The 23757-nt window shown below is 71.2% G+C and carries 24 protein-coding genes and 1 pseudogene; 8 read left to right on the forward strand and 17 right to left on the reverse strand.

The window, feature by feature from the left end:
* A complete protein-coding gene (locus ACIQM0_RS34350; RefSeq protein WP_401294393.1) occupies positions 1-1416 on the reverse strand; it encodes an amidase in 1416 nt (471 codons plus the stop codon).
* 172 nt (positions 1417-1588) lie between these two features.
* On the opposite strand from ACIQM0_RS34350, the gene ACIQM0_RS34355 reads away from it, so the two are divergent.
* From ACIQM0_RS34355 to ACIQM0_RS34365, 3 genes are read left to right on the forward strand one after another with little or no spacing between them, the layout of a single operon-like run.
* Positions 1589-2035 (forward strand): carboxymuconolactone decarboxylase family protein, encoded by a 447-nt coding sequence (locus ACIQM0_RS34355; protein ID WP_401294394.1) that lies wholly within the window; start codon positions 1589-1591, stop codon positions 2033-2035.
* A gap of 19 nt (positions 2036-2054) precedes the next feature.
* The gene (locus ACIQM0_RS34360; protein ID WP_401294396.1) at positions 2055-2723 is read left to right on the forward strand and encodes a sulfotransferase family protein; all 669 of its coding nucleotides are present in this window, start codon (positions 2055-2057) and stop codon (positions 2721-2723) included.
* A gap of 20 nt (positions 2724-2743) precedes the next feature.
* Positions 2744-3349, forward strand: coding sequence for a dTDP-4-dehydrorhamnose 3,5-epimerase family protein (locus tag ACIQM0_RS34365; RefSeq protein ID WP_401294398.1), 606 nt, complete (start codon positions 2744-2746; stop codon positions 3347-3349).
* Between the two features lie 86 nt (positions 3350-3435).
* On the opposite strand, the gene ACIQM0_RS34370 is transcribed toward ACIQM0_RS34365, so the two are convergent.
* On the reverse strand, positions 3436-4434 hold the full coding sequence (locus ACIQM0_RS34370; protein ID WP_401294400.1) for a Gfo/Idh/MocA family protein: 999 nt from the start codon (positions 4432-4434) through the stop codon (positions 3436-3438).
* A 200-nt stretch (positions 4435-4634) separates the two neighbouring features.
* On the opposite strand from ACIQM0_RS34370, the gene rfbA reads away from it, so the two are divergent.
* Together rfbA and ACIQM0_RS34380 are read left to right on the forward strand one after the other, a co-directional pair.
* A complete protein-coding gene (gene rfbA / locus ACIQM0_RS34375; RefSeq protein ID WP_401294402.1) occupies positions 4635-5504 on the forward strand; it encodes a glucose-1-phosphate thymidylyltransferase RfbA in 870 nt (289 codons plus the stop codon).
* Positions 5505-5583: 79 nt separating this feature from the next.
* Positions 5584-6660 carry a nucleotide disphospho-sugar-binding domain-containing protein gene (locus tag ACIQM0_RS34380; RefSeq protein WP_401294404.1) on the forward strand — a complete coding sequence of 359 codons (1077 nt, stop codon included), beginning with the start codon at positions 5584-5586 and terminating at the stop codon, positions 6658-6660.
* Between the two features lie 251 nt (positions 6661-6911).
* On the opposite strand, the pseudogene ACIQM0_RS34385 reads toward ACIQM0_RS34380, so the two are convergent.
* Both ACIQM0_RS34385 and ACIQM0_RS34390 read right to left on the reverse strand, forming a co-directional pair.
* A pseudogene (locus ACIQM0_RS34385) lies at positions 6912-7178 on the reverse strand (IS630 family transposase); the annotation flags it as partial.
* Between the two features lie 102 nt (positions 7179-7280).
* Positions 7281-8462: a glycosyltransferase gene (locus tag ACIQM0_RS34390; RefSeq protein ID WP_401294406.1), complete on the reverse strand. Its 1182-nt coding sequence runs from the start codon at positions 8460-8462 to the stop codon at positions 7281-7283.
* Between the two features lie 242 nt (positions 8463-8704).
* On the opposite strand from ACIQM0_RS34390, the gene ACIQM0_RS34395 reads away from it, so the two are divergent.
* From ACIQM0_RS34395 to ACIQM0_RS34405, 3 genes are all read left to right on the forward strand, one after another.
* Positions 8705-8968, forward strand: a complete 264-nt coding sequence (locus ACIQM0_RS34395; protein WP_363030888.1) for a hypothetical protein — start codon at positions 8705-8707, stop codon at positions 8966-8968.
* 67 nt (positions 8969-9035) lie between these two features.
* Complete coding sequence (gene purB / locus ACIQM0_RS34400) at positions 9036-10307, forward strand: adenylosuccinate lyase (protein WP_401294408.1); 1272 nt, start codon at positions 9036-9038, stop codon at positions 10305-10307.
* Positions 10291-10692 carry a GNAT family N-acetyltransferase gene (locus ACIQM0_RS34405; RefSeq protein WP_401294410.1) on the forward strand — a complete coding sequence of 134 codons (402 nt, stop codon included), beginning with the start codon at positions 10291-10293 and terminating at the stop codon, positions 10690-10692. The genes purB and ACIQM0_RS34405 overlap by 17 nt, the downstream gene beginning before the upstream one ends.
* Positions 10693-11287: 595 nt before the next feature.
* Here ACIQM0_RS34405 and ACIQM0_RS34410 read toward each other — a convergent pair.
* From ACIQM0_RS34410 to ACIQM0_RS34470, 13 genes are all read right to left on the reverse strand, one after another.
* A complete protein-coding gene (locus tag ACIQM0_RS34410) occupies positions 11288-13072 on the reverse strand; it encodes an ABC transporter ATP-binding protein (protein ID WP_401294412.1) in 1785 nt (594 codons plus the stop codon).
* Between the two features lie 20 nt (positions 13073-13092).
* Positions 13093-14316 (reverse strand): ketosynthase chain-length factor, encoded by a 1224-nt coding sequence (locus ACIQM0_RS34415; protein ID WP_401294414.1) that lies wholly within the window; start codon positions 14314-14316, stop codon positions 13093-13095.
* Entirely contained in the window at positions 14313-15584 is a 1272-nt protein-coding gene (locus ACIQM0_RS34420) for a beta-ketoacyl-[acyl-carrier-protein] synthase family protein (RefSeq protein ID WP_401294416.1), read from the reverse strand. Before ACIQM0_RS34420 ends, ACIQM0_RS34415 begins: the two co-directional genes overlap by 4 nt.
* A complete protein-coding gene (locus ACIQM0_RS34425) occupies positions 15581-15907 on the reverse strand; it encodes a TcmI family type II polyketide cyclase (RefSeq protein ID WP_401294418.1) in 327 nt (108 codons plus the stop codon). Before ACIQM0_RS34425 ends, ACIQM0_RS34420 begins: the two co-directional genes overlap by 4 nt.
* A gap of 32 nt (positions 15908-15939) precedes the next feature.
* The gene (locus ACIQM0_RS34430) at positions 15940-16164 is read right to left on the reverse strand and encodes a hypothetical protein (protein WP_363030880.1); all 225 of its coding nucleotides are present in this window, start codon (positions 16162-16164) and stop codon (positions 15940-15942) included.
* Between the two features lie 166 nt (positions 16165-16330).
* On the reverse strand, positions 16331-17221 hold the full coding sequence (locus ACIQM0_RS34435) for an ABC transporter permease (protein WP_401294420.1): 891 nt from the start codon (positions 17219-17221) through the stop codon (positions 16331-16333).
* Positions 17205-18017, reverse strand: a complete 813-nt coding sequence (locus ACIQM0_RS34440) for an ABC transporter ATP-binding protein (RefSeq protein WP_401294422.1) — start codon at positions 18015-18017, stop codon at positions 17205-17207. The genes ACIQM0_RS34435 and ACIQM0_RS34440 overlap by 17 nt, the downstream gene beginning before the upstream one ends.
* A gap of 87 nt (positions 18018-18104) precedes the next feature.
* A complete protein-coding gene (locus tag ACIQM0_RS34445) occupies positions 18105-19238 on the reverse strand; it encodes an ABC transporter substrate-binding protein (RefSeq protein WP_401294424.1) in 1134 nt (377 codons plus the stop codon).
* Positions 19238-20611, reverse strand: coding sequence for a sulfate adenylyltransferase subunit 1 (locus ACIQM0_RS34450; RefSeq protein ID WP_401294426.1), 1374 nt, complete (start codon positions 20609-20611; stop codon positions 19238-19240). The genes ACIQM0_RS34445 and ACIQM0_RS34450 overlap by 1 nt, the downstream gene beginning before the upstream one ends.
* Before the next feature lie 2 nt (positions 20612-20613).
* Positions 20614-21552 carry a sulfate adenylyltransferase subunit CysD gene (gene cysD / locus ACIQM0_RS34455; protein WP_401294463.1) on the reverse strand — a complete coding sequence of 313 codons (939 nt, stop codon included), beginning with the start codon at positions 21550-21552 and terminating at the stop codon, positions 20614-20616.
* A gap of 2 nt (positions 21553-21554) precedes the next feature.
* Positions 21555-22160 (reverse strand): adenylyl-sulfate kinase, encoded by a 606-nt coding sequence (gene cysC, locus ACIQM0_RS34460; protein ID WP_401294428.1) that lies wholly within the window; start codon positions 22158-22160, stop codon positions 21555-21557.
* A gap of 47 nt (positions 22161-22207) precedes the next feature.
* A complete protein-coding gene (locus tag ACIQM0_RS34465) occupies positions 22208-22984 on the reverse strand; it encodes an alpha/beta hydrolase (RefSeq protein WP_401294430.1) in 777 nt (258 codons plus the stop codon).
* Between the two features lie 112 nt (positions 22985-23096).
* A complete protein-coding gene (locus tag ACIQM0_RS34470) occupies positions 23097-23717 on the reverse strand; it encodes a response regulator transcription factor (protein WP_363030913.1) in 621 nt (206 codons plus the stop codon).
* Positions 23718-23757: the final 40 nt, after the last annotated feature.

Here is a 23757-nt window from a genome sequence, read left to right on the forward strand (position 1 = left end):
TCATTTTCCTTCCGTCGGGAGACCGGGGGGAGCCAGGGAGAGGCCGAGAGCCGACTCGACGAGCCCGGCGGCCTGGAGCACGAGGCCGTCGTCACCGACGCGGCCCACGAGTTGGAGCCCGACCGGCAGCCCGGCCGGCGTGAGGCCGACGGGCAGCGACAGAGCGGGCTGCCCGGTGAGGTTGAAGGGGTACGTGGCGGGCGACCACGACAGCCAGCGCAGCTCGGCCGGGTCCGCTGCCCACGGCGGGGCGATCGCCCCGGCCGCGAACGGCTCGATCGGTACGGTCGCCATCACCAGGAGGTCGTAGGACCCCATCACCGCGGCGAGCCGGGCCCGCAGCGCGAGCCGGGTGCTCTCGGCGCGCGCCACCGCGGCAGCGCCGAGCGAGCGCCCGTACCGCACGACCGCGAGCCGCCCCTGGTCGCACCAGGCATCGTCCCCGGGAGCGGTCCCGTGCGCGTCGGCGGCGGCCAGGATGTCCACGAGCGCGTCGTACGGATCGGGGAAGGGCACCTCGACCCGCTCGACCCGGTGGCCCAGCGCGGTGAGAACCGGCATCACGCCCTCCGTGACGTCACGGACCGGAGCCGACGTACCGGGGAACTCGATCCAGCCGATCCGCAGCGGTCCCGCCGCCCGCCCGGACACCGGGGGCACCCCGGCCGAGTCCGGGTCGCGGACGTCGGGACCCGCGAGGACCTCCATGAGCGCCGCGACGTCCGCCACGCTCCGCGCCAGCGGCCCCACATGGGACAGCCGCTCCGGGCACGGCGGGACGTACGGCACATGCCCGTACGAGGGCTTGAAACCGACCACACCGCAGAAGGCGGCGGGGATACGGACCGAGCCGGCGCCGTCGGTGCCGAGCGAGGCGGTGCACAGACCCGCCGCCACGGCCGCCGCCGACCCGCCGCTGGACCCGCCGGCGGTCCGGTCGAGTGCCCAGGGATTGCGGGTGGGGGAGGAGACCCGGCCGACCGTGCTCGCGCTCCACCCGTACTCGGACGTGGTCGTCTTGCCCACGACGATCGCGCCCGCCGCGCGCAGCCGCGCCACGGACGGCGCGTCGGCCGGCTCACGGCGGTTGGGCAGCAGCGATCCGCGCCGGGTCGTGAGGGACTCGGTCTGGATGAGGTCCTTCACCGACACGGTGACGCCGAGCAGCGGCCGGCCGCGGAAGACGGCCGGGCCCAGGGCGGCGAGCAACCGGTCGGCCGCCTCGGCCTCACGCAGCGCACGGTCCCCGGAGACCTCGACGTACGCGCCGAACCCCGGGTCCGCCGCACGGATCGCACCGAGCACGTCGAGGACGTGACCGGTGACCGTGGAATGACCGCCGAGAAGAATTTCCCGTGTTTCGTGAATGCCGCGGCAGACCGGCTGCCTACTCTTCGTCGTTGTGGAATCTGACACGGGACCACTACAAGTCATCGCCCGAATTACATGCAACTTACGGATCGCGGGCGAGCGTTACAGCTGCTTCCCATCCGCAGTTGAACGGGATTCCTTGCGAATGTGACAGCGGCCGGAGCAGCATGTTTCCCAGGTAATTCCCCCATACATATCGCACAGGAGAAGAAACCCGATGACTCCACGGATGGACAACCCCTCCCTGGTCGTTCCCGGTGCCCTGCAGCCCCTGCTCGACCTGTCCGAGGTCATCGGCAGGGTCGGCATCCCGCAGGCGACCCTCGACCTGATCCGCCTGCGCGTCAGCGAGATCAACGGCCGCGACTGGACCCTCGTGGACCGGGACGGCGTGGCGAACGGCGCCGACGACCGCCTTCCGCTCGTCGCCACCTGGCGCACCGAGACCGCCTTCTCGCCCGCCGAGCGCTCCGCCCTCGCCATGGCCGAGGCCGTCACCCGCATGACGGACCCGCAGGACATGGCCTTTGACGAGGTGTGGGAGGAGTGCGCCAAGTACTTCGACGACAAGCAGCTCGGCGCCCTCCTCATGCACGTCGGCCTGGTCAACATGTGGAACCGGGTCAACGTCGCCTCCAACCAGGCCCCCGCGGCCTGGCGCTGACGAAAGGGGACGCGTACCCGTGAAGCTCATCAACGCCGGCCTGGGCAGGACCGGCACGACCTCGCTGAAGGTGGCCCTGGGCCGGCTGGGCCTGGGACCCTCCTTCCACATGTTCGACATCGTGGGCGACCAAGAGCGCCTGGAGCAGTGGGAGAGGATCGTCTGCGACGGTGAGGAACCCGACTGGCAGGCACTGTTCGCCGGATACTCCTCCGCGGTCGACGGCCCCTGCACCGTCTACTACCAGCAGCTCGCCGAGGCCTTCCCCCAGGCCAAGGTCATCGTCACCGTCCGGGACGCCGAGGGCTGGTACCGGAGCACGTACGACACGCTCTACCAGTTCGTCCTGCGCAGCAAGGAACACCCGCCGGAGCCCGGCTCCCACCAGGAGCGGCTGCTCCGCGTCGTCAGCACCATGGTCTGGGACGGCATCTTCGAGGGCCGCTTCGAGGACAAGGACCACGCCGTCGCGGCGTACCACCGGCACAACGAGGACGTCGTGCGCGCCCTCGGCTCCGACAACGTCCTCGTCTACGACGTGCGGCAGGGCTGGGAGCCGCTGTGCGCCTTCCTCGGGGCCGACGTCCCCGACGAGGAGTTCCCGCACGCCAACGACTCCGCCGCCATGCGGCAGCGGATCGCTCAGGCGGCCGGCGCCCCGGAGACAACCCCGGTCGCGACCGGCTGAGTCAGCGAGGAGCTAATTCTGTGTTGATCACGGAAATGACGGTCCCGGGCGCCTACCGCGTCGAACCGGAACCGCTGAGCGACCGGCGGGGACATTTCTTCGAATCGGTACGCGCCAGCGCGATCCAGGCCGAGAGCGGCTGGGACTTCTCGGTCCGCCAGGTCAATTACTCGGTGTCCAAGAAGAACACACTGCGAGGAATTCACGGCACCAAGGTCCCACCCGGTCAGGCGAAATTCGTGAGCTGTGTACGGGGCAGCGCACTCGATATCGCGGTCGACCTCCGGGTCGGCTCCCCGACATTCGGGCAGTACGACGTCACGTACCAGAGCCCGGAGACGGGCACGGCCGTGTACCTGCCCGACGGCATCGGCCACGCCTTCCTGGCCCTGACCGACGACACCTGCATGAGCTACCTCTGCTCGCAGGAGTACGTGCCCGGCACGATGATCGACGTCGACGCGCTCGACCCGGAGATCGGCCTGCCGTGGGGCCTGGAGGAACCACCGGTCCGCTCGGACAAGGACGCCGCGGCGCCCACCCTCGCCCGGGCGGCCGCGATGGGCCTCCTGCCCACGTACGAGCAGTGCCTGCCGCGTCCCTTCGGAGTCCTCCGGAACGGCTGACCTCCGCGGGTGCGCCCACACGGGAACGGCAGCCGGTGTCCTCGGACACCGGCTGCCGTTCTCCGCGTCCCGCCACGAGGCCGGCCTCACCCGGCGTGGGCGCGGATCCGGGCCATCAGACCGGCCTGCCGCACCAGTTCCCGGTGATGTGCCGGACGAGCCGACACGTCCCGGATCGCCGCGTGGAAGGCGCCGAAGACACCGAGGAACTGGTCCGAGGCCGGCGCGATGATCCGCGTCTCCCGGTCCCGCTGCTCAAGACGCAGCACGGGACGGGCGTCGCGCGAGGGCGTGAAGGCCCACTCGAGCGTCAGCCGCCCCTCGCTGCCCCAGAGGTCGTACGTCGAGCGGTAGCTGTGCGAGAGGCCGAAGGAACAGTTCGCGCTCACACCGGCACCGTCGCGCAGCAGCACCACACCGGACACGTCCACGCCCGGCTTCGCGTCGAACTCCAGCGCCGCGCCCAGGACTTCGGTCGCCTCGCCCAGATACTCCTGGGCCGCCCGCACGGGATAGCAGCCGACCTCCCACAGGGCCCCTCCGCCGAGCTCCGCCTGGTACTTGATACCGGTCGGATCGGTCGGCGGAATACCGAACACACCGTTGAAGGAACGCAGTTCACCGATCGCCCCCTCGGCGAGCAGATCCTGCGCCCGGTCGTGCTGCGGGTGCCGCAGGAACGCGAAGTTCTCCATGACGAGCAGCCCGCGCTCCTCGGCGAGTTCGACGAGCCCCCGGGCGGCCCCGGCGCTCTGCACCGCCGGCTTCTCGATGAGGACGTGCTTGCCCGCCTCCAGCGCCCGGCGCGCCCACTCGGCGTGCTCGCTGTTCGGCAGCGGTACGTACACGGCGTCGACGCCCGGCATCCGGAGAAGGGCCTCGTACCCCTCGACGGCCGCGCAGCCCGTGCCGGCGGCGACGGACTCGGCCTTCGCCAGAGAACGGCTCGCGACCGCCACGAGATCGAACGGAGACTGCCGAATCGCGGGGATCGCCCGGCGCACGGCGATGTCGGCGCACCCGATGATGCCGATACCGGCCCTCCGCTCGGATTCCTGGCCGGGTGTCAGATCTTCGATGTTCACAGGTCCACCTAAAGGACAAGAGGAATTCGCATGCCTGAATCGGGATGAGGTCAGAGTGGATAGGCGGCACTTTGTTTGTCAACACCTTCCGGCATCATGGCCGGTACGCCCTCGAACACAACTTTCGGCCGCCCGCTCTCCCGCTATAAAGTGCGGACATTCGCTCACACCGGCATGAAATACACGGAGGAGGCGCGACGGTGAAGGGCATCATCCTGGCCGGCGGCAATGGCACGAGGCTCTATCCGATCACGCTGGGTGTCTCGAAGCAAATGCTCCCGGTTTACGACAAGCCGATGATTTATTACCCGCTGTCGGCGCTGATGCTGGCAGGAATCCGCGACATCGAGATCATCACGACCCCCGAGGACCAGGAGATGTTCCGCCGGCTCCTGGGCGACGGCTCCTGGCTCGGCATCAACCTGACCTACGCGGAGCAGGACAAGCCCCGCGGTCTCGCCGACGCCTTCCTGGTATCCGCCGACCACATCGGCGACGACTCCGTCGCCCTCGTCCTCGGCGACAACATCTTCCACGGCTACGAGTTCGGCCCCATGCTCCAGCGCGTCGGCCAGGACATCGAGGGCTGCGTCCTCTTCGGCTACCCGGTCCGCGACCCCGAGCGCTACGGCGTCGGCACACTCGACGACCGGGGCCGCCTGATCGCCCTGGAGGAGAAGCCCGCCAAGCCGCAGACGAACATGGCCGTCACCGGGCTCTACCTCTACGACAACAAGGTCGTCGACTACGCCCGCGAGCTGAAGCCCTCCGAGCGCGGCGAGCTGGAGATCACCGACCTCAACCGGGTCTACCTGGAGCGCGGCGAGGCCCAGCTCATCCCCCTCGGCCGCGGTTTCGTCTGGCTCGACACCGGAACCCACGACGCCCTCATGGAGGCCGGCGACTACGTCCAGGTCCTGGAACACCGCCAGGGCGTGCGCATCGCCTGTCTGGAGGAGATCGCCTGGCGCATGGGCTTCATCGACCGCGACGCCTGCTACCGCCTCGGCAGCCGCCTCGCCAAATCGGCCTACGGCCAATACATCATGGAGATGGCCCTGGCCGGCTGAATCCGCCTGTATCCGCACACCGCGCCGCACGGCGCGGAACCCAGGAAGACACCCCACTCACCGGAAGAAGCCCCTCGTCATGAAGATCCTGTTCACCGTCGGCGGGAGCCAGGCGGCCGTCTTCGGCGTCGCCCCGCTCGCCGCCGCCGCCCGGAACGCCGGTCACCAGATCATGCTCGCCGCCGACGAGCCGCTCATGGCCGCCGCGGCCTCCGTCGGACTCCCCGCGGTCTGCATCACCTCCGAACGCATGCGCTACGGCCAGGAGGCGATGACCGCCACCACCCGCCTCGACGCCCTCCTGGAGCTCACCGCGAACTGGACCCCCGACCTCGTCGTCGGCGGCCTCTCCCACGTACCGCGCGTCCTCGCGGCCCGCCTTGGGATCCCCTACGTCCGGCACATCTGGTACATCGCGCCGATGGCCCGCCGCGACCGCGCGGCCGTCGCCGAACTCCGCCCCGAACTGGAGCGCCTGGGCGTGGACGAGCTTCCCGAGCCCGACCTCTTCATCGACCTGTGCCCGCCGCCGATACGCCCCGAGGGCGCCCCCGCCGCCCAAGCGATGCGCTGGGTCCCGCGGGTCAGCCAGCAGCGGGTCGAGCCCTGGATGTACACCCGCCCCGAGGGCCGCCCCCGCGCCCTCATCACCGCCGGCACCCGCAACCTCATGCTCGACACCCCCGGCGGCTCGCTGCGCAAGCTGGTCGACGAACTGACCGCGACGGGCGCCGAGGTGCTCATCGCCGCGCTCCCCGAGGCCGCCGAGAAGTACGGCGCGGAGCTCGGCGACGTACGCATCGGCTGGATCCCGCTCGACGTGGTCGCCCCCACCTGCGACCTGGCCGTCCACCACGGCGGCGCCACCACCGCGATGACGCTGGTGAACTCGGGTGTGCCGCAGCTGATCATCCCCGACAACGGCTACGGCAAGGCCGTCGCCGAGGCCGTCGCCTCCGCCGGGGCGGCCATCGTGGTCGACAGGCACCGCCCGCCGGAGGGCCGCGACCCCGACGAGGTGATCGCCGCCGGCTGCCGGGAGATCCTCGCCGACCCCGCGTACGCGGCGCGGACCCGGGCGCTGGCCGCCGAGGCCGCCACACTGCCGACGCCCGGCGAGGTCCTGCGCGAGCTGGAAGCCCTCGTCGCCTCCTGACCCCCACACCTGAGGCCGGCCGGTTCCCCACCGGCCGGCCTCAGGCGTTCCCGCACGACCGGTCACCCGCGCCACCGACCCCCGTACGACACGCGGCACACGACCACGTGCATCGCCCCGAGACCGCCGGTCTCGGGGCGATGCACGTGGTCCGGGAGGGCGTACCCGCCGGGTGCGCGGCGCCGCACCAAGCAGCGTTCGCCCTGCCGACGACGGCGCGCGGGCGCCGGCCGTCGGCAGGGCGGTTTCGCCGGCTGACGCAGCGGCGGATCATGCCGCCCTTGACGCCCGCCTCCGCGTTCGGCCCACAGCCGACCCGGGTGCGGCATCAGACCGAGGGGTCCGAACCCGTCCGTGCGGAAGACGGCTCCGGGCTCGCCGTCCTCGGGCACGCCCTCCCCGCCGGTCATCGCACGGAGGCGCTCGACGCGGGCCTTGCCGGCCGCGGAGTCCGGACCGCGGGAGGTCTTCCAGGTCTTCAGGCGTCGAAAGGAGACGCCTTCCTCGCGGACCTGCACTCCTGTCGCCACCCCGTCAGGCGGACCGGCACACGCCGCCCGGCACAGCACCCGGACGGCGTGTCACATCACAAGCAGGGCAGACGTTGCCCGACCCGGCACCTAGCCGTGGAGCAGGGCCTCCAGCCGGGGCACGATGTCCTGCGGCGTCGGGAGCGTGGAGATCTCCTTGGCCAGGAACTGCGTCCGCTCGGTGTAGCTCGGCTCCTCCAGGAGCTCACGGCAGGCGGCGGCGATGGTTTCGCCCGGCGCCTTGTCCGGCGCCTGGGCCACCGGCCACAGGGTCTTGCCGGCGCCGAAGTCACTGATGGCCTTGGCGATGGCCTCGCGGTGGTAGTTCGGCGGGAACTCCGGCGGGTTCTCCGGAATGATCAGCTGCGGCACGCCGTTCGTCATCAGCGTCGTGGCCGTGGTCGCGCCGCCGTGGTGGACGGCCAGGTCACAGGTGGCCGCCGCCACGTCCATGGGGATCCAGCCCACGTGGGCATCGCCCAGATCCGAGCCGAAGCGCTCGGCCGCACCCGGGGAAGCGGCGATCAGGACCTCGGCGTTCTGCTTGTTCAGCTCACTGACCAGCAACGGCATGGACCAGCCCGGGTCGCGGAACATCAGGCTGCGGAAGCCCGAGGTGATCAGGACACGGCGACGGCCCTCGGGGCGGGTGTACATCCACCGCTCCAGGCGACGCTGCGGATTGCTGGGGATCCAGCGCAGCGACTGCGCGTCCGGGTCGTGCGCCGGGCGCAGCGACGGCGGGGTGGAGTCGAGAAGCAGGTCGGGCTTGAGCAGCCCGTCCACGCCCAGACGCTCCAGCTCGGGGCGCAGCTCGGCCTCGGCGCCCGGGTCGATACCCGTGAGCGGGATGCCCAGGTACTCGACATGACGGACGTACGGGATCTTGAGGTGGGCGGCGAGCAGCATCGCCGCGTAGCTCTGTGAGCTGCCCACGACCACGTCGGGCGTCCAGTCCTTGGCGAGCTCGAGCAGGGACTCGACGCCGGCGAGGCCCATCTGGGCGAAGCCGCGGCCCTGGCCGAACATCTCCTCGTCCCCGAGCTCACGGGGGAACCGCAGGCCGCGGCCCGGGTTCGTCACCCGCATGAAGTGGCGGATCGGGTCGGCCGTGAAGCAGAACGTGGGGATTCCGATGGCTTCAGCCGTTTCCACCCACGGCTCGTGGGCGGCCAGCATGACCTGGTGCCCCGCGTTCCGCGCGGCCGTCGCCAGCGGCGCGGCGGCATAGTAGGTGGCCTGGCTGCCTGTGGTGACGAACAGGATTTTCATGGCACTCCGGATGCTTTTCGTGAGTCGCGGCCTGACGTATACGAGAACAGCTTCGATATTCCACAGCACGCAGTTTTTCTGTCAAACACTGCGAATTCGCAGAGCCGTGTTCGAATGAGCATTCCACGCAGTTGAACGCATTGAACACCGCACCCGGCTCACCGGCCCGTCCGCCGTGGCAACATGTCGTGCGGCGAAAACAGTCCTCAGCACACAGCGGACATGGAAAGACGGTGGCTCTTATGAATAACCTCATCTACAACGCCCGTATGGCTCTCCGGGACATCATGGAAGTCAACATCTTCACGCAGGGCAACGACAAAGTGCACCTGACCGTCTTCCCCGACCTCGTCTGGGAGGGCACCGCGCAGACGCAGACCGACAAGGTCATCCGGGAGGTCCTCGGCCGCCTGAACGACATGGACATGGACATCGTCGGCGGCGACACCGGCATCAGCACCCTGCTGGACGGCGGTTCCGTGGAGATCGTCCGCAAGGCCGCCTGAGAACCGCTGCCGTGCCGTCGCGCCCGGCAGGGTGCCGACAGCCCACGCCCGAGGAGGTAGGACGCCTGTGATAGCCCGATACTCACTGCCCGAGATGGCGGAACTCTGGTCCGACCAGGCCCGCTACACCACCTGGGCCGAGGTGGAGGTCCTGGCCTCCGAGGCTCAGGTACTGCTCGGCAGGGTTCCCGAGGCCGCCCTCACGGACATCCGGAGCGCCCGGGTGCCGGCGGCGGCGCGCGTCGCGGAGCTGGAGCGTGAGCGCGACCACGAGATCCTCTCCTTCCTCGCGGCCTTCTGCGAGGACATGCCGCAGGACTCCGCCCGCTGGGTACACCTCGGCATGACGAGCTACGACCTCGTGGACACCGCTCTCGGGCACACCCTCGCCCGCGCCTGCGACCTGCTCTCCGGCGCCGCGCGCCGGCTGCGCACGGCGCTGGTCGAGAAGGCCGTCGCGCACTGGGACACGGTGTGCATCGGCCGCACCCACGGCATGCACGCCGAACCCACCACCTTCGGCCACAAACTGGCCGGGTTCGCCTTCGCGATCGACCGCTCGGTACGGAGGCTGGAGGAGGCCCGCGAGCAGGTCGCCGTCGGCACGGTCTCCGGCTCCGTCGGCACGTACGCACTGATCGACCCCTTCGTCGAGAAGCACGTCTGCGAGACCCTCGGCCTCGGCGCGGAGCCGGCGCCGAGCCAGGTCGTGGCCCGCGACCGGCACGCCCAGCTCGTGCAGGCGATCGCCACGCTCGGCGCCTGCGTCGAGCAGATCGCCGTCGAGGTCCGGCTGCTCTCCCGCAGCGAGGTCCGCGAGGTCGAAGAGCCCCGCACGGCCGCGTACCAGGGGTCGAGCGCCATGCCGCACAAACGGAACCCGACGACCAGCGAGCGGCTCACCGGCCTCGCCCGGCTGCTGCGCGGCTACGCGGGAACGATGCTGGAGAACGTGGCGCTCTGGCACGAGCGCGACCTCTCCCACTCCTCCGTCGAACGGATCGTCCTGCCCGACGCCTTCACGGTCGCCCACTACCAGGTGACCTCGGCCACCGAACTCATCCGGGACCTCGACGTGCACCCCGACCGGATGCGCGCCGCGATCGACCACACCGGCGGGCTCGCCTACAGCTCGGCGGTCCTCGCCGACCTGCTGGAGAGCGGGCACGAACGCGAGCGGACCTACCGGATGATCCAGGACGCCGCGAACGGGGAGGACTTCTTCACACTGCTCAGGACCGAGGGCGTACGGACCGATCCGCTGGGCCCCGAGCGTTTCCTGCTGCACCACGACGTCATCTACAAGCGATTGGAGCGCCTTCGTGAGCTGGACCATTGAGCGCGAGAACGGCCCCGACCTCAGCCTCGACGAGGTACTGAGGGTCTACCGGGAGTCCGGCCTCGGCGAGCGCCGGCCCGTCGACGAGACCGAGCGCATGGCCGCGATGGTCCGCAACGCCAACCTGGTCGTCACGGCACGGGCCGACGGCGAACTCGTCGGCATCGCCCGCAGCGTCTCCGACTTCGCCTACGTCACGTACCTCTCCGACATCGCCGTGGTCCGCGCCCACCAGCGCTCCGGCATCGGCCGCGACCTGATCGACGCCACCCGCAAGGAGGCGCCGCAGGCCAAGATCGTCCTGCTGTCGGCGCCGGCCGCGGCCGCGTACTACCCGCACATCGGCTTCGCCGCCCACAACTCCGCCTGGGTCCTGAACCCCTGAGCGGAAACCACGAGTGCCCGCGCCGTACATCCCCCGGCGGCGCGGGCACTTCGTGTTTCCCGCCGCCCGGTCAGCGCTGACCGGGCGGCGTGCAGATGCACGGCCCGGCTCACCACCAGCGGGCGCATCATGTGCTGCTCGTGCTCCAGCATGTGACCCCTCGAAGGCCACCGGCCGGCTCGTGCCCCGGGGCCACCCGGTCGAAGCCGGTCACGTCGTCATGCTCGCGCGCGAGCACCTGGAGTGGCCCAGATACATGTGCACGGGGTGCGGGACGCCGGTGAGACTGAGGTAGTCCCAGATCTCCACGCTGCCATGCCCGACGGCGCACGTGCGCCCCCCGTCGTACGCGTACGGCGTCCCGTGCGGCGACCGCAGCTTCCCCCGCACATCCCGGACCTGCACGACACCGGTCGCCGGGAAGGCGAGACCGGCCGGGGCCGGCCCCCTCCAGCACCTGCGGGTTCCATGCGGCCGACGGCAGGCACACCCGGTCACAGGACCCTCGACTTCCGCCCCACCGGAACGGAAACGACGGCACCGCCGGCCGGAGCGCCGACGGTGCCGTCGTACGGAAGCGGAGAACGGGAAGGGATCAGGCCGCGGCGGCCAGCTCCTGCGCGTCCCGGTTCACGAGCGCCGCGTAGTCCCCGCCCAGGGCGAGCAACTCCTCGTGCGTGCCCCGCTCCACGACCCGGCCCCGCTCCAGGACCACGATCTCGTCCGCGTCCCGGATCGTCGAGAGCCGGTGGGCCACCGTGATCGTGGTCCGGCCCGCGCTCGCCGCGTCGACGGCCGCCTGCACAGCCTTCTCCGTCCGCGTGTCCAGCGCACTCGTGGCCTCGTCGAGAACCAGGACCGGCGGATCCCGCAGGACCGCGCGGGCGATCGCGAGCCGCTGCTTCTCCCCGCCCGAGAACCGGTAGCCGCGCTCGCCGACCACCGTGTCGTACCCCTCGGGCAGCGACATCAGATAGTCGTGGATGTGCGCGATCCGCGCCGCCGCCACCAGCTCCCCGTCGGTCGCCTCCGGCTTCGCGAAGCGCAGGTTCTCCGCGACCGAGGCATGGAACAGGTACGTCTCCTGCGAAACCACGCCCACCGTCGCCGCCAGCGTCCCGAAGGACAGGTCCCGCACATCGATCCCATCGATCGTCACCACACCCGACGTCGGGTCGTACAGACGCGGGATCAGATAGCTCAGCGTCGTCTTGCCCGAACCGGTCCCCCCGACGATCGCCAGACTCCGCCCGGCCGGCACCCTCACGTCTATTCCGTCCAGCGTGGGCCGCTCCGCCCCCGCGTACGCGAAGCCCACCCCGTGCAGACACACCTCGCCGCGCACCTCCCCGGGCTTCACCGGGTGCTCCGGCTCGGCGATGTCCACCGGCAGGTCCAGGTACTCGAAGATGCGGGCGAACAGCTCCAGCGAGCTCTGGATGTCGATCCCGATCGTCAGGAGCCGCTGCGCCGGACGGAACAGGGCCTGCTGAAGCGTGGTGAACGCGACGAGCGAGCCGATCGAGACGGCCATGCGCCCGCCACTCGCCGTCAGCCCCGCCACCCAGTAGATGACCGCGGGCATCGACGCCATGACCACCCAGATCGTCGACTGGTACCAGAGCCCCGCCGTGGTCGCCCGCACCTCGATCGCGGTCAGCCTGCGCGACTGCTCCGCGAACGTGTCCGTGAGCGAACGCGCCCGGCCCATCGTGTGGCCCAGCATGATCCCGCTGACCGACAACGACTCCTGCACGTTCGCCGACAGCTCGGCGAACTGTTTCTGCCGGTCCCGGACGATGATCCGGCGCTCGTCCCCGACGTGCCGGCTCACCCACACGAACCCCGGCAGCATCAGCAGCGAGGCCAGCGTCAGCCGCCAGTCGATCAGCACCATCGCCGACGTCGTCGCGACGACGGTCGTCAGATCCGCCACCAGCGCGGTCGTGGTCGTCGTCACCGTGACCTGCATCCCGCCGATGTCATGGGCGATGCGCGACTGCACCTCGCCCGTCCGCGTCCGGGTGAAGAACGCCAGCGACATCCGCTGGAGGTGCGAGTAGACGGCCGTCCGCAGATCGTGCATGACCGACTGGCCGACCTTCGCCGACGCATGGGTCTGCCACACATTGAACGAACTCGTCGCGACCGACACCACGACCATGCCGAGCGCGAGCACCGACAACAGCCCCGTCCGCCCCTGCGGCAGCGCCGTGTCCATGACCTCCCGGATCAGGAACGGGTTCACGAGGGAGACCAGGGAAGAGCCCGCGACCAGGAGCGCCACGAACAGCAGACTCCTCCGGTACGGGCGGAACAGCCTGACGATGCGACGCTTCTGTACGGGGGGACGATCGCTTGCCGACCCGGTGGTGCCCACCCTGGTCTCCTTCTCTTCGATCAGTTCCAGTCGACGGAGCGCAGGACGACGGCGGAGTTGAACCCGCCGTGGCCACGGGCGAGGACGAGCGCCGTGGACACCGGGGTCTCCCGGACCGCGGTGACCAGGTCGAGGTCGTAGTCGGGCGAGAGCGTGACGTTCGCCGTCGGCGGGATCACCCCGTGGCGCATGGCGAGCAGCGCGGTCGCGACATCCAGCGGCGCCGCGCCCGAACCCAGCCGGCCCGTCATCGTCTTCGGCACGGTGACCGCGACCCCCCGCGGCCCGAAGACCTCGGTGAGCGCCGTCGCCTCGATCCGGTCGAGCTCCGGCACACCGGACGCGTCCGCGAAGACCACGTCGATGTCGCCGGCCTCCAGACCCGCGTCCGCGAGCGCGATCTCGATCGCCTTCCGCAGCGTCGGCTCACGGCCGCTGCCCGGAGCCGGGTCGAAGGTCGATCCGTAACCGCAGATCTCCCCGTACACCTCGCTCACCCCGCGCCGCCGGGCCGCCTCTGCGTCCTCCAGGATCAGCAGCGCACCGCCCTCGCCGGGCACATACCCGCAAGCAGCCTCATCGAAGGGCAGATAGGCGCGGTCGGGCCGCTCCTGCGTGCTCATCCTCCCCGTAGCCAGCTGCGCCACCCAGCCCCACGGGCAGATCGCCGCGTCGACGCCACCCGACAGGATCAGATCGCTGCCCCTACGGATCAGACGGCGCGCGTGCGCCAGCGCGTCCAGACCGCCGGCCTGGTCGCTGACAACCACACCGCTGGGGCCGCGCAGCCCGTGCCGGATGGAGATCTGGCCGGTGTTCACCGCGTAGAACCAGGCGAAGGACTGGTACGCGGAGACGTACTGACTGCCCTTGCTCCACAGGTTCTGCAACTGCTCCTGGCCGAACTCGAAGCCGCCCGAGGAACTGGCGGTCATCACGCCCATGCCGTACTCGTCGGCCTCCTCCACGCTCACCCCGGCGTCCGCCAGGGCGTGCTCGGCGCCGACGAGCGCGAGCTGCGTCATACGGTCCGTCTGCGGCACCAGCCGGCTCGGCAGATGCTCCTTGACGACGAAGCCGCCGATCTCACCGGCGAGCTTCGAGGGGTACTGCTCCGGGTCGAAACGCTCGATACGGCCGATGCCGCTCTTCGACGCGCGCGTCGCCTCCCAGTACTCCCTCACGCCGAAACCGTTGGGCGACACGACACCGATGCCGGTCACCACGACCTTGGTCGAGCTCATGCCACTGTCCTGTCCGGTCGGGCGAGAACCATCGCGCTCTGGAATCCGCCGAATCCGCTGCCGGCCGTCAGCACCGCGTCCGTGCGCCAGTCGCGCGCGGTCAGCGGCACGTAGTCGAGATCGCACTCGGGGTCGGGCGTGTGCAGGTTCGCGGTAGGGGGCACCACGTTGTTCTCCATGGCCAGGACGGAGGCGGCGATCTCGATCGAGCCGATCGCGCCGAGCGAGTGGCCGACCATCGACTTGATCGAGCTCACGGGGATCCGGTAGGCGTGCTCGCCGAGGCTGCGCTTGAAGGCGCTGGTCTCGTGCCGGTCGTTCTGCTTCGTGCCCGAGCCATGGGCGTTGATGTAGTCCACGGCCTGCGGGGCGAGCCTCGCCTCGTCCAGCGCGGAGCGGATGGCCTCGGCCATCTCCCGCCCGTCGGGCCGCAGTCCGGTCATGTGGAAGGCGTTGCAACGGCTGGCGTAACCGGCGATCTCGGCGTAGATGTGGGCGCCGCGCCGGCGGGCCGACTCCAGCTCCTCCAGGACGAACATCGCCGCACCCTCGCCGAGGACGAACCCGTTGCGGGTCAGATCGAAGGGCCGGGAGGCGTGCTCGGCGTCGTCGTTGCGCGAGGTCGTCGCCTTGATCGCGTCGAAGCACGCCACCGTGATCGGCGAGATCGGCGCGTCCGAGGCACCGGTGACCATCACATCGGCGGAGCCGTCGCGGATCAGCTCGGCCGCGTAACCGACCGAGTCGATGCCCGACGTACAGCCGGTGGAGACCACCGTCGAGGGCCCCTCGGCACCGACCGCCCAGGCCACCTCGGCCGCGAACGAACTGGGCACGAAGTAGTTGTAGAGGTGCGGGACGGCGTACTCGTGGTCCACCAGGTCCAGCCGGCCGCCGTCACTGACGACCCGGTACTCCTCGTCGAGCCCCATCGTCGCGCCGACCGCACTGCCGACCGCCACACCGATCCGGTGCGGCGCGTGCACACCCACGTCGAGCCCGCTGTCCGCCATCGCCTCGCGCGCCGTGACCAGCGCGAACTGCGCCGCCCTGTCGGTGCGCCGGATCTCCTGCTGGCCGAGCCCGTGCTCCTCCGGGGCGAAGTCGATCTCGGCCGCGACACGGGAGCGGAACGGCGCAGGATCGAAGAAGGTGATCCCCCGCGTCGCCGTTCGGCCCTCGCTCAGCAGGCTCCAGAAGTTCTTGGTCCCGATCCCGCCCGGGGCGGCCACGCCGACCCCGGTGATCACCACACGCCTGCCGGTCACCGGGACTCCCAGCAGTAGAAACGCTTCGCCATCGCGTCCGCGGGGGAGCGCCAGGTCGCCGGGTCAAAGGCCTCGATGAACGGCTTCAGGTCCTGGCTGATCCGCACGAACCGCGGGTCGGCCTTCGCCTCCTCGATCAGCTCTCCGCCGTTCTCGCCGTCGAAGTCCTGAAGATGGAAATACAGACCATTGAACATGAACAGCTGACGTCGCCGCGTTCCCATGCGGTGCGGCATATCGGTATCGTCGAAAGCGCCGAAGAGCCGCGCCACCTCGTCACTCGAGCGGGAGTCCATTCGGGCCACTATCAGATTGCTGTGCATTCGACCGCCTCCTCGGGGGGTGTGCTGCGCCTCTACCGCAGTTTCTTGACCAGTACCGACCATGTGGCGAGCTCCTCTTCCGACAACGGCGGCAGACAGGGCTGGTCGGCAGGGCTGAGCGGGGGCCGGAAGTCCTGCCATTCCAGAGGTGGATACATTCCGTTCCACGCAAAACCCATCCACATCAGGCCCTTGCCGAACTGCTTCCACATGGATCGCATGGCGGACCTGAGCTTTGAGCCCATGTCGATCTCCATTCGCCGGGAACCACCCAGTGCCCACCTTGGGCGACCTCTCTCGAGCCGGGGTCGGGGGCCTGTCGAACTCCGGTGGAGCGTTCGGGAATTGGCGGGATCCGGGGGTACGGGAAAGAGGCGGCTCCGGTGGTACCGAAAACCGCCCCTGGGGTGGGCGCCGACGCGGTCAGCGTCCGGCGGTGAGCAGCCCCCGGGACCGCAGCACCCGGCGCTCCAGCGGGCCGAAGCACAGCAGGTCGACGGCGACACCGACGACGAGGATCAGGACGATCCCGAGGAGCACGCCGGGCATGTCGGAGTACTCCCGCTGGTTCTCCAGATAGCGCCCGAGGCCGAGCCCGAGTTCGGGCGAGGAAGTGATCAGCTCGGCGGCCATCAGGGAGCGCCAGGAGAACGCCCAGCCCTGCTTGAGCCCGGCCAGGTAGCCGGGCAGGGCGGCCGGCAGCAGGACATACCGGGCGCCGAGCGGGCCGGTCGCGCCGAGCGTCCGTCCGGCCCGCAGGAAGAGCGGCGGAACCTGGTCGATCCCGGAGATCAGCCCGTTGGCGACCGACGGCACCGCGCCGAGCAGGATCACCGCGTACATCGCCGAGTCGTCGATACCGAGCCAGATCACGGTGGCCGGCACCCAGGCCACCGACGGCAGCGACTGGAGCCCGGTGAGGAGGGGGCCGGCGGCGGCCCGAACCGGACGGACCCGGGCCACGAGCAGACCGATCGGGGTGCCGATCGCGACGGCGAGCAGGAAGCCCGAGCCCCCGCGCCACAGGCTGGTCCAGATGATCGAGAACAGTGTGCCCTCGTACCAGAGGTCGGTGAGCGCGACCCACACCTCGGCCGGCGCCGGCAGCTTGTCGGGGGCCGTCAGGCGCAGGCTGTGGGCGAGCTGCCAGACGCCGAGCACCAGGACGACGCCGAGGAGCGGCGGCAGCGCCTTCTGCCGCAGTATCCGGCCCAGCGGGACGCGCTCCGTGGGCACGGTCTCCAGCGCGTCGAGCCCGGCCCCGACCCCGGCGGACTCGTCGGCGTGCGGGCGCAGGTCAGTGCTGGACGACATGGCGGCGGATCTCCCCACGCAGGTGCTCGGTGATCTCGCAGGACAGCGCCGTGACACCGGCGGATTCGGCGCGGCGCGGCTGCGGCAGGTCGACGCTCCACTCCCGGGCGATCCGGCCGGGCCGCGACGACAGGAGCACGACGCGCCCGCCGAGCCGCACGGCCTCGCTCACGTTGTGCGTGACGAACAGGACGGTGAGCCCGCGCTCGGCCCAGATCCGGGTCAGCTCGTCGTGCAGGACGTCCCGGGTGATGGCGTCCAGCGCCGCGAACGGCTCGTCCATCAGGAGCACGCCCGCGCCCTGGGCCAGGGCGCGGGCCAGGGCGACGCGCTGGCGCATACCGCCGGACAGCTCGTGCACCCGCTTGCCGTGGGCGCCGCCGAGCCGGACCAGGCCGAGGAGCCGCTCGGCCTCGGCCCGGCGCCGCTCGCGCGGCACCCCGGCCAGGCGCAGCGCCAGCTCGACGTTGCCGCCGGCGGTCAGCCACGGGAACAGCGCGTGGTCCTGGAACATCAGGGCCGGCCGGGGCCCGGGCACCTCGATGGTCCCGGAGTCGGGCGCGTCGAGCCCCGCCACCAGGTTCAGCAGCGTGGACTTGCCGCAGCCCGAGGCGCCGACCAGCGTGACGAACTCGCCCGGGGCGACGTCCAGGTCGATGCCGTCGAGCACGGGCGCTCCCGCGCCGGGGCGCCCGAAGGCCTTGGAGACCCGTGCGAGCCGCACGGCGGGGGGCGGCGCCGGGGCGGCGGCCCCGGTATGGAGGGTGTCCTTCTGGGGGGTCAGTGCCGTGGTCACGGGCAACCTCCTGAGGGAGTGGTCGGGCAGGACGGAGTGCGGCCGCGCGGCGTTCGAGGTACGGCGGCGGGGTGCGGCCGTGCGGCGTCAGGGGACGACACCGAGTCCGGCGTCCGGCACGGGGGGCCGCCCGGCCGCCGCCAGTACCCGGTTCAGCGGGCGCAGGTCGTAGACACCGCTGAGGTCGGCCTCCTTCAGGAGACCCGCGGCGACCGCGTGGCCGGCCTGGGTGCGCAGGGTGGCGGCCAGCGGATCGTCGAGGAAGTCGATGCCGCGCCAGGCCCGGTCCAGGACGGCGGGTTCGAGCCGGCCGCCGGTCAGCCGTTCGGCGTGGGCGGCGGCGTCGGCCCGCGCTCGCTCCGGAGCCGCGGCGATGGCCGCGTTGGCGGCCACCGAGCCCCGCAGCATGGCCTCGACGACATCCGGATGCGCGGCCAGGAAGGGCTGCGCGACGACGAGGTGGGTGATGACGAACATGCCGCCGGGCCAGCGGGACCGCTCGTCGAGGAGGACCTTCGCGCCGAGTGAGACCATCTGGGCGGCGGCCGGCTCGGGCACCCAGGCGCCGTCGACGGATCCCGAACGGTAGGCGCCCGGGAGGACCTTGTTGTCCGTGCGGACGACGCTGACCTCGCCGGCGCCGGTGGCGGGGTCCACCTCGTACCCCTGCTCCGCGAGATACGTGAGGAGGGCGACGTCCTGGGTGTTGCCGAGCTGGGGGGAGGCGATCCGGGCGCCCCGGAGGTCGGCGGCGGTCCTGATCCGTGCCGGGTTCACCACGAACCGGACGCCGCCGGAGGCCGCACCGGCGACGATCCGCAAAGACGTACCGCGCGACCGTACCCAGCTGTTGACCGTGGGGGAGGGGCCGATCCAGGCGAGGTCGAGGGCCCCGGTGTTGAGGGCCTCGACCGCGGTGGGACCGGCATCGAAGACCTGCGTCCTGAGCCGGGTGCCGCCCAGCTCCTTCTGGAACAGGCCCCGGCGCAGTCCGACGAGCGCGGTGCCGTGCGTCAGGTTCGCGAAGTGGCCGACACGTACGGTGCCGACGGAGAGCCGCGGCCCCGTACCCGCGGTGAGGGCCGCCGGGTCGCCACCGGCCCGGTCGGCGGCCCGGGAGCCGTAGCCGCAGGAGGCGAGGAGACCGGTGGCGGCCAGCGCCGCCCCGCCCCGCAGAGCCGCCCGCCGGGCCGGTTCGCCGGGCGTGCGGCGCGGGGCCATCAGACCCACCGCCCGTCGTCCGCCGCCGGCCCGGCGGTGCGGGCGGAGCCGAAGGGCTCGCCCGTCATGCCGGCCGCGAGCGTCGTACCGTCGGCGGGGTCGATCAGCAGGAAGGACCCGGTCCCGCGGTTGTCGGCGTACGCGTCCAGGGCCAGCGGCTCCGCCGTGCGCAGTACCACCCGGCCGATGTCGTTGATGTGCAACTCCCGCACACCGCGCCGCTTTTCGAGCGTGCCGATGTCGATCTGGTACGTCAGCTCGCGGACCACGGCGCGCACGGTCCGGGTGGTGTGCTTGAGCAGCACCTTGGCGCCGACGCGCAGCGCACGCTCGTCGAGGTGGCAGAGCCCGGCCTCCACGTCCCGCGTCGGCACGGGCACCGGACCGGCGGCGATCAGGTCGCCGCGCGAGACGTCGATGTCGTCGGCGAGCCGCACGGCGACCGACTGCGGGGCCCGGGCGAGGCCGACCGGCTCCCCGAAGGCGTCGATCCCGGCGACGGTGGTGGTGCGGCCGGAGGGCAGCACGGTCACCGGGTCCCCGACGGCCAGCACACCGGAGGCCAACTGGCCGGCGTAGCCACGGTAGTCGGGGTGTTCGGCGGTCTGCGGCCGGATCACGTACTGGACGGGGAACCGGGCCGGCTCGCCGCTCGGGTCACTGCCGACCGGGACGGTCTCCAGGTGTTCGAGCAGCGTCGGGCCGCCGTACCAGTTCATGTGCGCGGAGGGCTCCACGACGTTGTCCCCGGCGAGCGCGGAGAGCGGGACCGCCACGACGTCCCGGACACCGAGCTCGGTGGCGTACGCCGTGAACTCCTCGGCGATGGCGGCGAAGACGGGCTCCGCGTAGCCGGCCAGGTCCATCTTGTTCACGGCCAGGACCACGTGCGGGACCCGGAGCAGGGCGGCGACGGCGAGATGGCGGCGGGTCTGCTCGACGACGCCGTTGCGGGCGTCGACCAGGACGACCGCGAGATCGGCCGTCGAGGCGCCGGTGACCATGTTCCGGGTGTACTGCACATGGCCCGGGGTGTCGGCGAGGATGAACCGGCGCCGGGGCGTGGCGAAGTAGCGGTAGGCGACGTCGATGGTGATGCCCTGCTCGCGCTCGGCCCGCAGCCCGTCCGTGAGGAGGGCGAGGTCCAGGGTGCCCTGGCCGCGGTTGCGGGAGGCGTGCTCGACGGCCTCCAGCTGGTCGGCGAGGACCGACTTGGAGTCGTGGAGGAGCCGCCCGACCAGGGTGGACTTGCCGTCGTCGACGGAGCCCGCGGTGGCCAGGCGCAGCAGCGAGGCGGCGGAGCCCGCCTCGGGTGCCGCGGGCTCGGGTGCCGCGTCGTGCTGCGTGGCGGTGGCTTCCTGTGCGGTGGTCATGGCTAGAAGTACCCTTCGCGTTTGCGGTCCTCCATGGCGGCCTCGGACAGCTTGTCGTCGGCGCGGGTGGCCCCGCGCTCGGTGAGCCGGGAAGCGGAGATCTCGGTGATGATGTCCGCGTCGGTGGCGGCGGCGGAGTCGACGGCGCCGGTGCAGGACATGTCACCGACCGTGCGGTAGCGGACGAGCCGCTTCTCCACGGTCTCGGACTCCTTCGGGCCGCCCCAGTGCCCGGCCGTCAGCCACATGCCGTCGCGCGCGAACACCTCGCGCTCGTGGGCGTAGTAGATCTGCGGGAGCTCGATGCCCTCGCGCTGGATGTACTGCCAGACGTCCAGCTCCGTCCAGTTGGAGAGCGGGAACACCCGGACGTGCTCGCCGGGGGAGTGCCGGCCGTTGTAGAGCGCCCACAGCTCGGGGCGCTGCCGGCGCGGGTCCCAGGCACCGAACTCGTCACGCAGCGAGAAGACGCGCTCCTTCGCGCGGGCCTTCTCCTCGTCACGGCGGCCACCGCCGAAGACCGCGTCGAAACGCCGGGTCTCGATGGCGTCGAGCAGCGGCACCGTCTGGAGCGGGTTGCGGGTGCCGTCCGGGCGCTCGCGCAGCCGTCCCGCGTCGATGAACTCCTGTACGGAGGCGACGTGCAGCCGCAGCCCGTGCCGGGCCACGACCCGGTCCCGGTAGGCGATGACCTCGGGGAAGTTGTGCCCGGTGTCCACGTGCAGCAGCGCGAAGGGCACCGGCGCGGGCGCGAACGCCTTCAGCGCCAGATGCAGCATGACGATCGAGTCCTTGCCGCCGGAGAAGAGGATCACCGGCCGCTCGAACTCGCCCGCCACCTCGCGGAAGATGTGGACGGACTCCGATTCCAGAGCGTCCAGGTGCGACAGCGCGAAGGGGTCCCCCGCGGCCTCGATCGGACCGCGGGTCCCGGCCGGCATGCTCACAGCAGGCCCCTCCCGGTCAGGAACGCGTGCAGCTCGGCCGTGCACTCGGCCACGGACCGGCCCCGGGTCCTGATACGCAGCTCGGGGTCGGCCGGGATCTCGTACGGGTCGTCCACACCGGTCAGACCGGTGAGCTCCCCGGCAGCCTGCCGCGCGTACAGACCCTTCACGTCGCGCGCCGAGCACACCTCGACGGGCGTGGCCACATGGACTTCGAGGAACGCCGTGCCACGCCCGGCGTGGCGCTCCCGCACGGCGGCTCGCGAGGCGGCGTACGGGGCGATGACCGGCGCGAGGACGGTGACGCCGTGCGCGGCGAGCCGCTCCGCCACGAAACCGATCCGGGTCACGTTGGTGTGCCGGTCCTCCCGGCTGAACCCGAGCCCCGCCGACAGATGGGCGCGGACCTCGTCACCGTCGAGCACCTCGACCGGGTGCCCCTCGGAGCGCAGCCGCCCGGCGAGGGCGCGGGCCAGAGTGGTCTTCCCCGCACTGGGCAGCCCGGTCAGCCATACAGTGGCGCCGCGCGGCCGCAGGGGGGCCGCCGGGGTCGCCCCGGGGGCCGGGGCGCCCACGGCGGCGAGGATGGGAGCAGTGGTCACGGTGATGCTCTCCTGCACGTGAGTCGGCTTCGGTGGGGCCGGTTTGCTCAGGCGGTGGCGAACTCGGCGAGGGTGCGGCCCAGGACATCCATGTCGATCCGGTGCCAGGAGCCCGGCAGTTCGAGACCGCGCCCGTTCGGGAGGGCGTCGGCGGTGGCCCGCGCGGCGGCGCGCAGCCACTCGCTCGTCCCGCTGCTGTTGAGGACCAGACTCTCCGTCCCGTACGCGGCGAGCCGCCCGGCCGGCACCTCGTGGTCGCCGCAGATCGCGATGTCGTACAGCAGGGTGTGGGCGTTCGTCTCGTTGACCGCCCAGATCGGACCGCGGCGCCACTCGGCGACGTTGTCGGGCGTGAGACCCAGGAAAGAGCCGAGGAAGTACTCGACGGCCTCGTGGCGCCGGTCCTCGGAGAGCAGCACGCGCGTCGTCTTCGCCACGTTCCACGGGGGCTTCGGGAAGCCGTCGACCCGGTAGAACGGCTCGTGCAGCGCCAGCTTGGTGATCGGCAGGCCGGCGAGCGCCGCCTCGATCGCCAGATTGGCGCCCGAGGAACCGGCGAACACCACGGCCTTGCCGCCGGCGGCCCCGATCACCGCGGCGAGGTCCTCGATTTCACGCTCGACGGCGTACTCGGGCGCGTCGCCGCTCTCGCCGCGCCCGCGCCGGTCGTACACGTACGTGGTGCAGTGCGGCGCCAGCTCGGGGACGAGGGCGTCGAAGATCGTGTGATCACGGAACGAGCCGTTCAGCAGCACGATCGCAGGGCCGTCCCCCGACTTCTCGTAGGCGATCGTCGTGCCGTCCCGGGAAACGACCTTGCGCATCACGCACTCCTCACGCCGCACGGGAGGTGCTCTCACCTCGCTGGATGTCGGCATCCTGGAGCGCACTGGTGGACAGCCGGTCGAGGACTGGTCGCGGGTGCTCCCGCGCTGGTCAGGAGAGCCAGCCGGCCTCGGTGGCGATCCGGACGGCATCGATCCGATTGCGCGCGTTGAGCTTCATCACCGTGGTCGTCAGGTAGTTGCGCACCGTGCCGAGAGACAGGTGCAGTTTCACCGCGATCTCCCGTGGCTCGTCCCCCTGCCCGGCCATGCGCAGCACCTCGGTCTCGCGTTCGGACAGCGGATTCTCACCGATGTCCCAGGCACTCATCACTAACTGAGGGTTGATCACGCGCCGGCCTGCCGCGACCTCCCGGACCGCCTGCGCGAGTGCTTCGGCAGGGGAGTCCTTCAGCAGGAACCCCGATACCTTCGCGGACATCGCGCGCCGCAGCAGACCCGGACGCCCGAGCCCGGTCATGATCAGCGTGCGACACTCCGGCAGCTTGTCGTGCAACGTCTCGGCCGCGGTGAGACCGTCCATCCCGGGCAGATCGACGTCCATGATCGCCACGTCGGGCCGACAGCTCAGGGCGGCGGGGACGATCAGGTCCCCCCTGTCCACCACGGCGACGACTTCCAGGTCCGGTTCCAGTTCGAGCAGCGCGACCAGCGCACCCCGCACCATGTGCATGTCCTCGGCCAGGAGAATTCTGAGTCGCCGATTCCCCACGTTGTCCCCCTTTTTTTGGCTTCCCGCCAATGAGAAATGG

Source organism: Streptomyces sp. NPDC091387 (assembly GCF_044756945.1).
GTDB lineage: Bacteria > Actinomycetota > Actinomycetes > Streptomycetales > Streptomycetaceae > Streptomyces.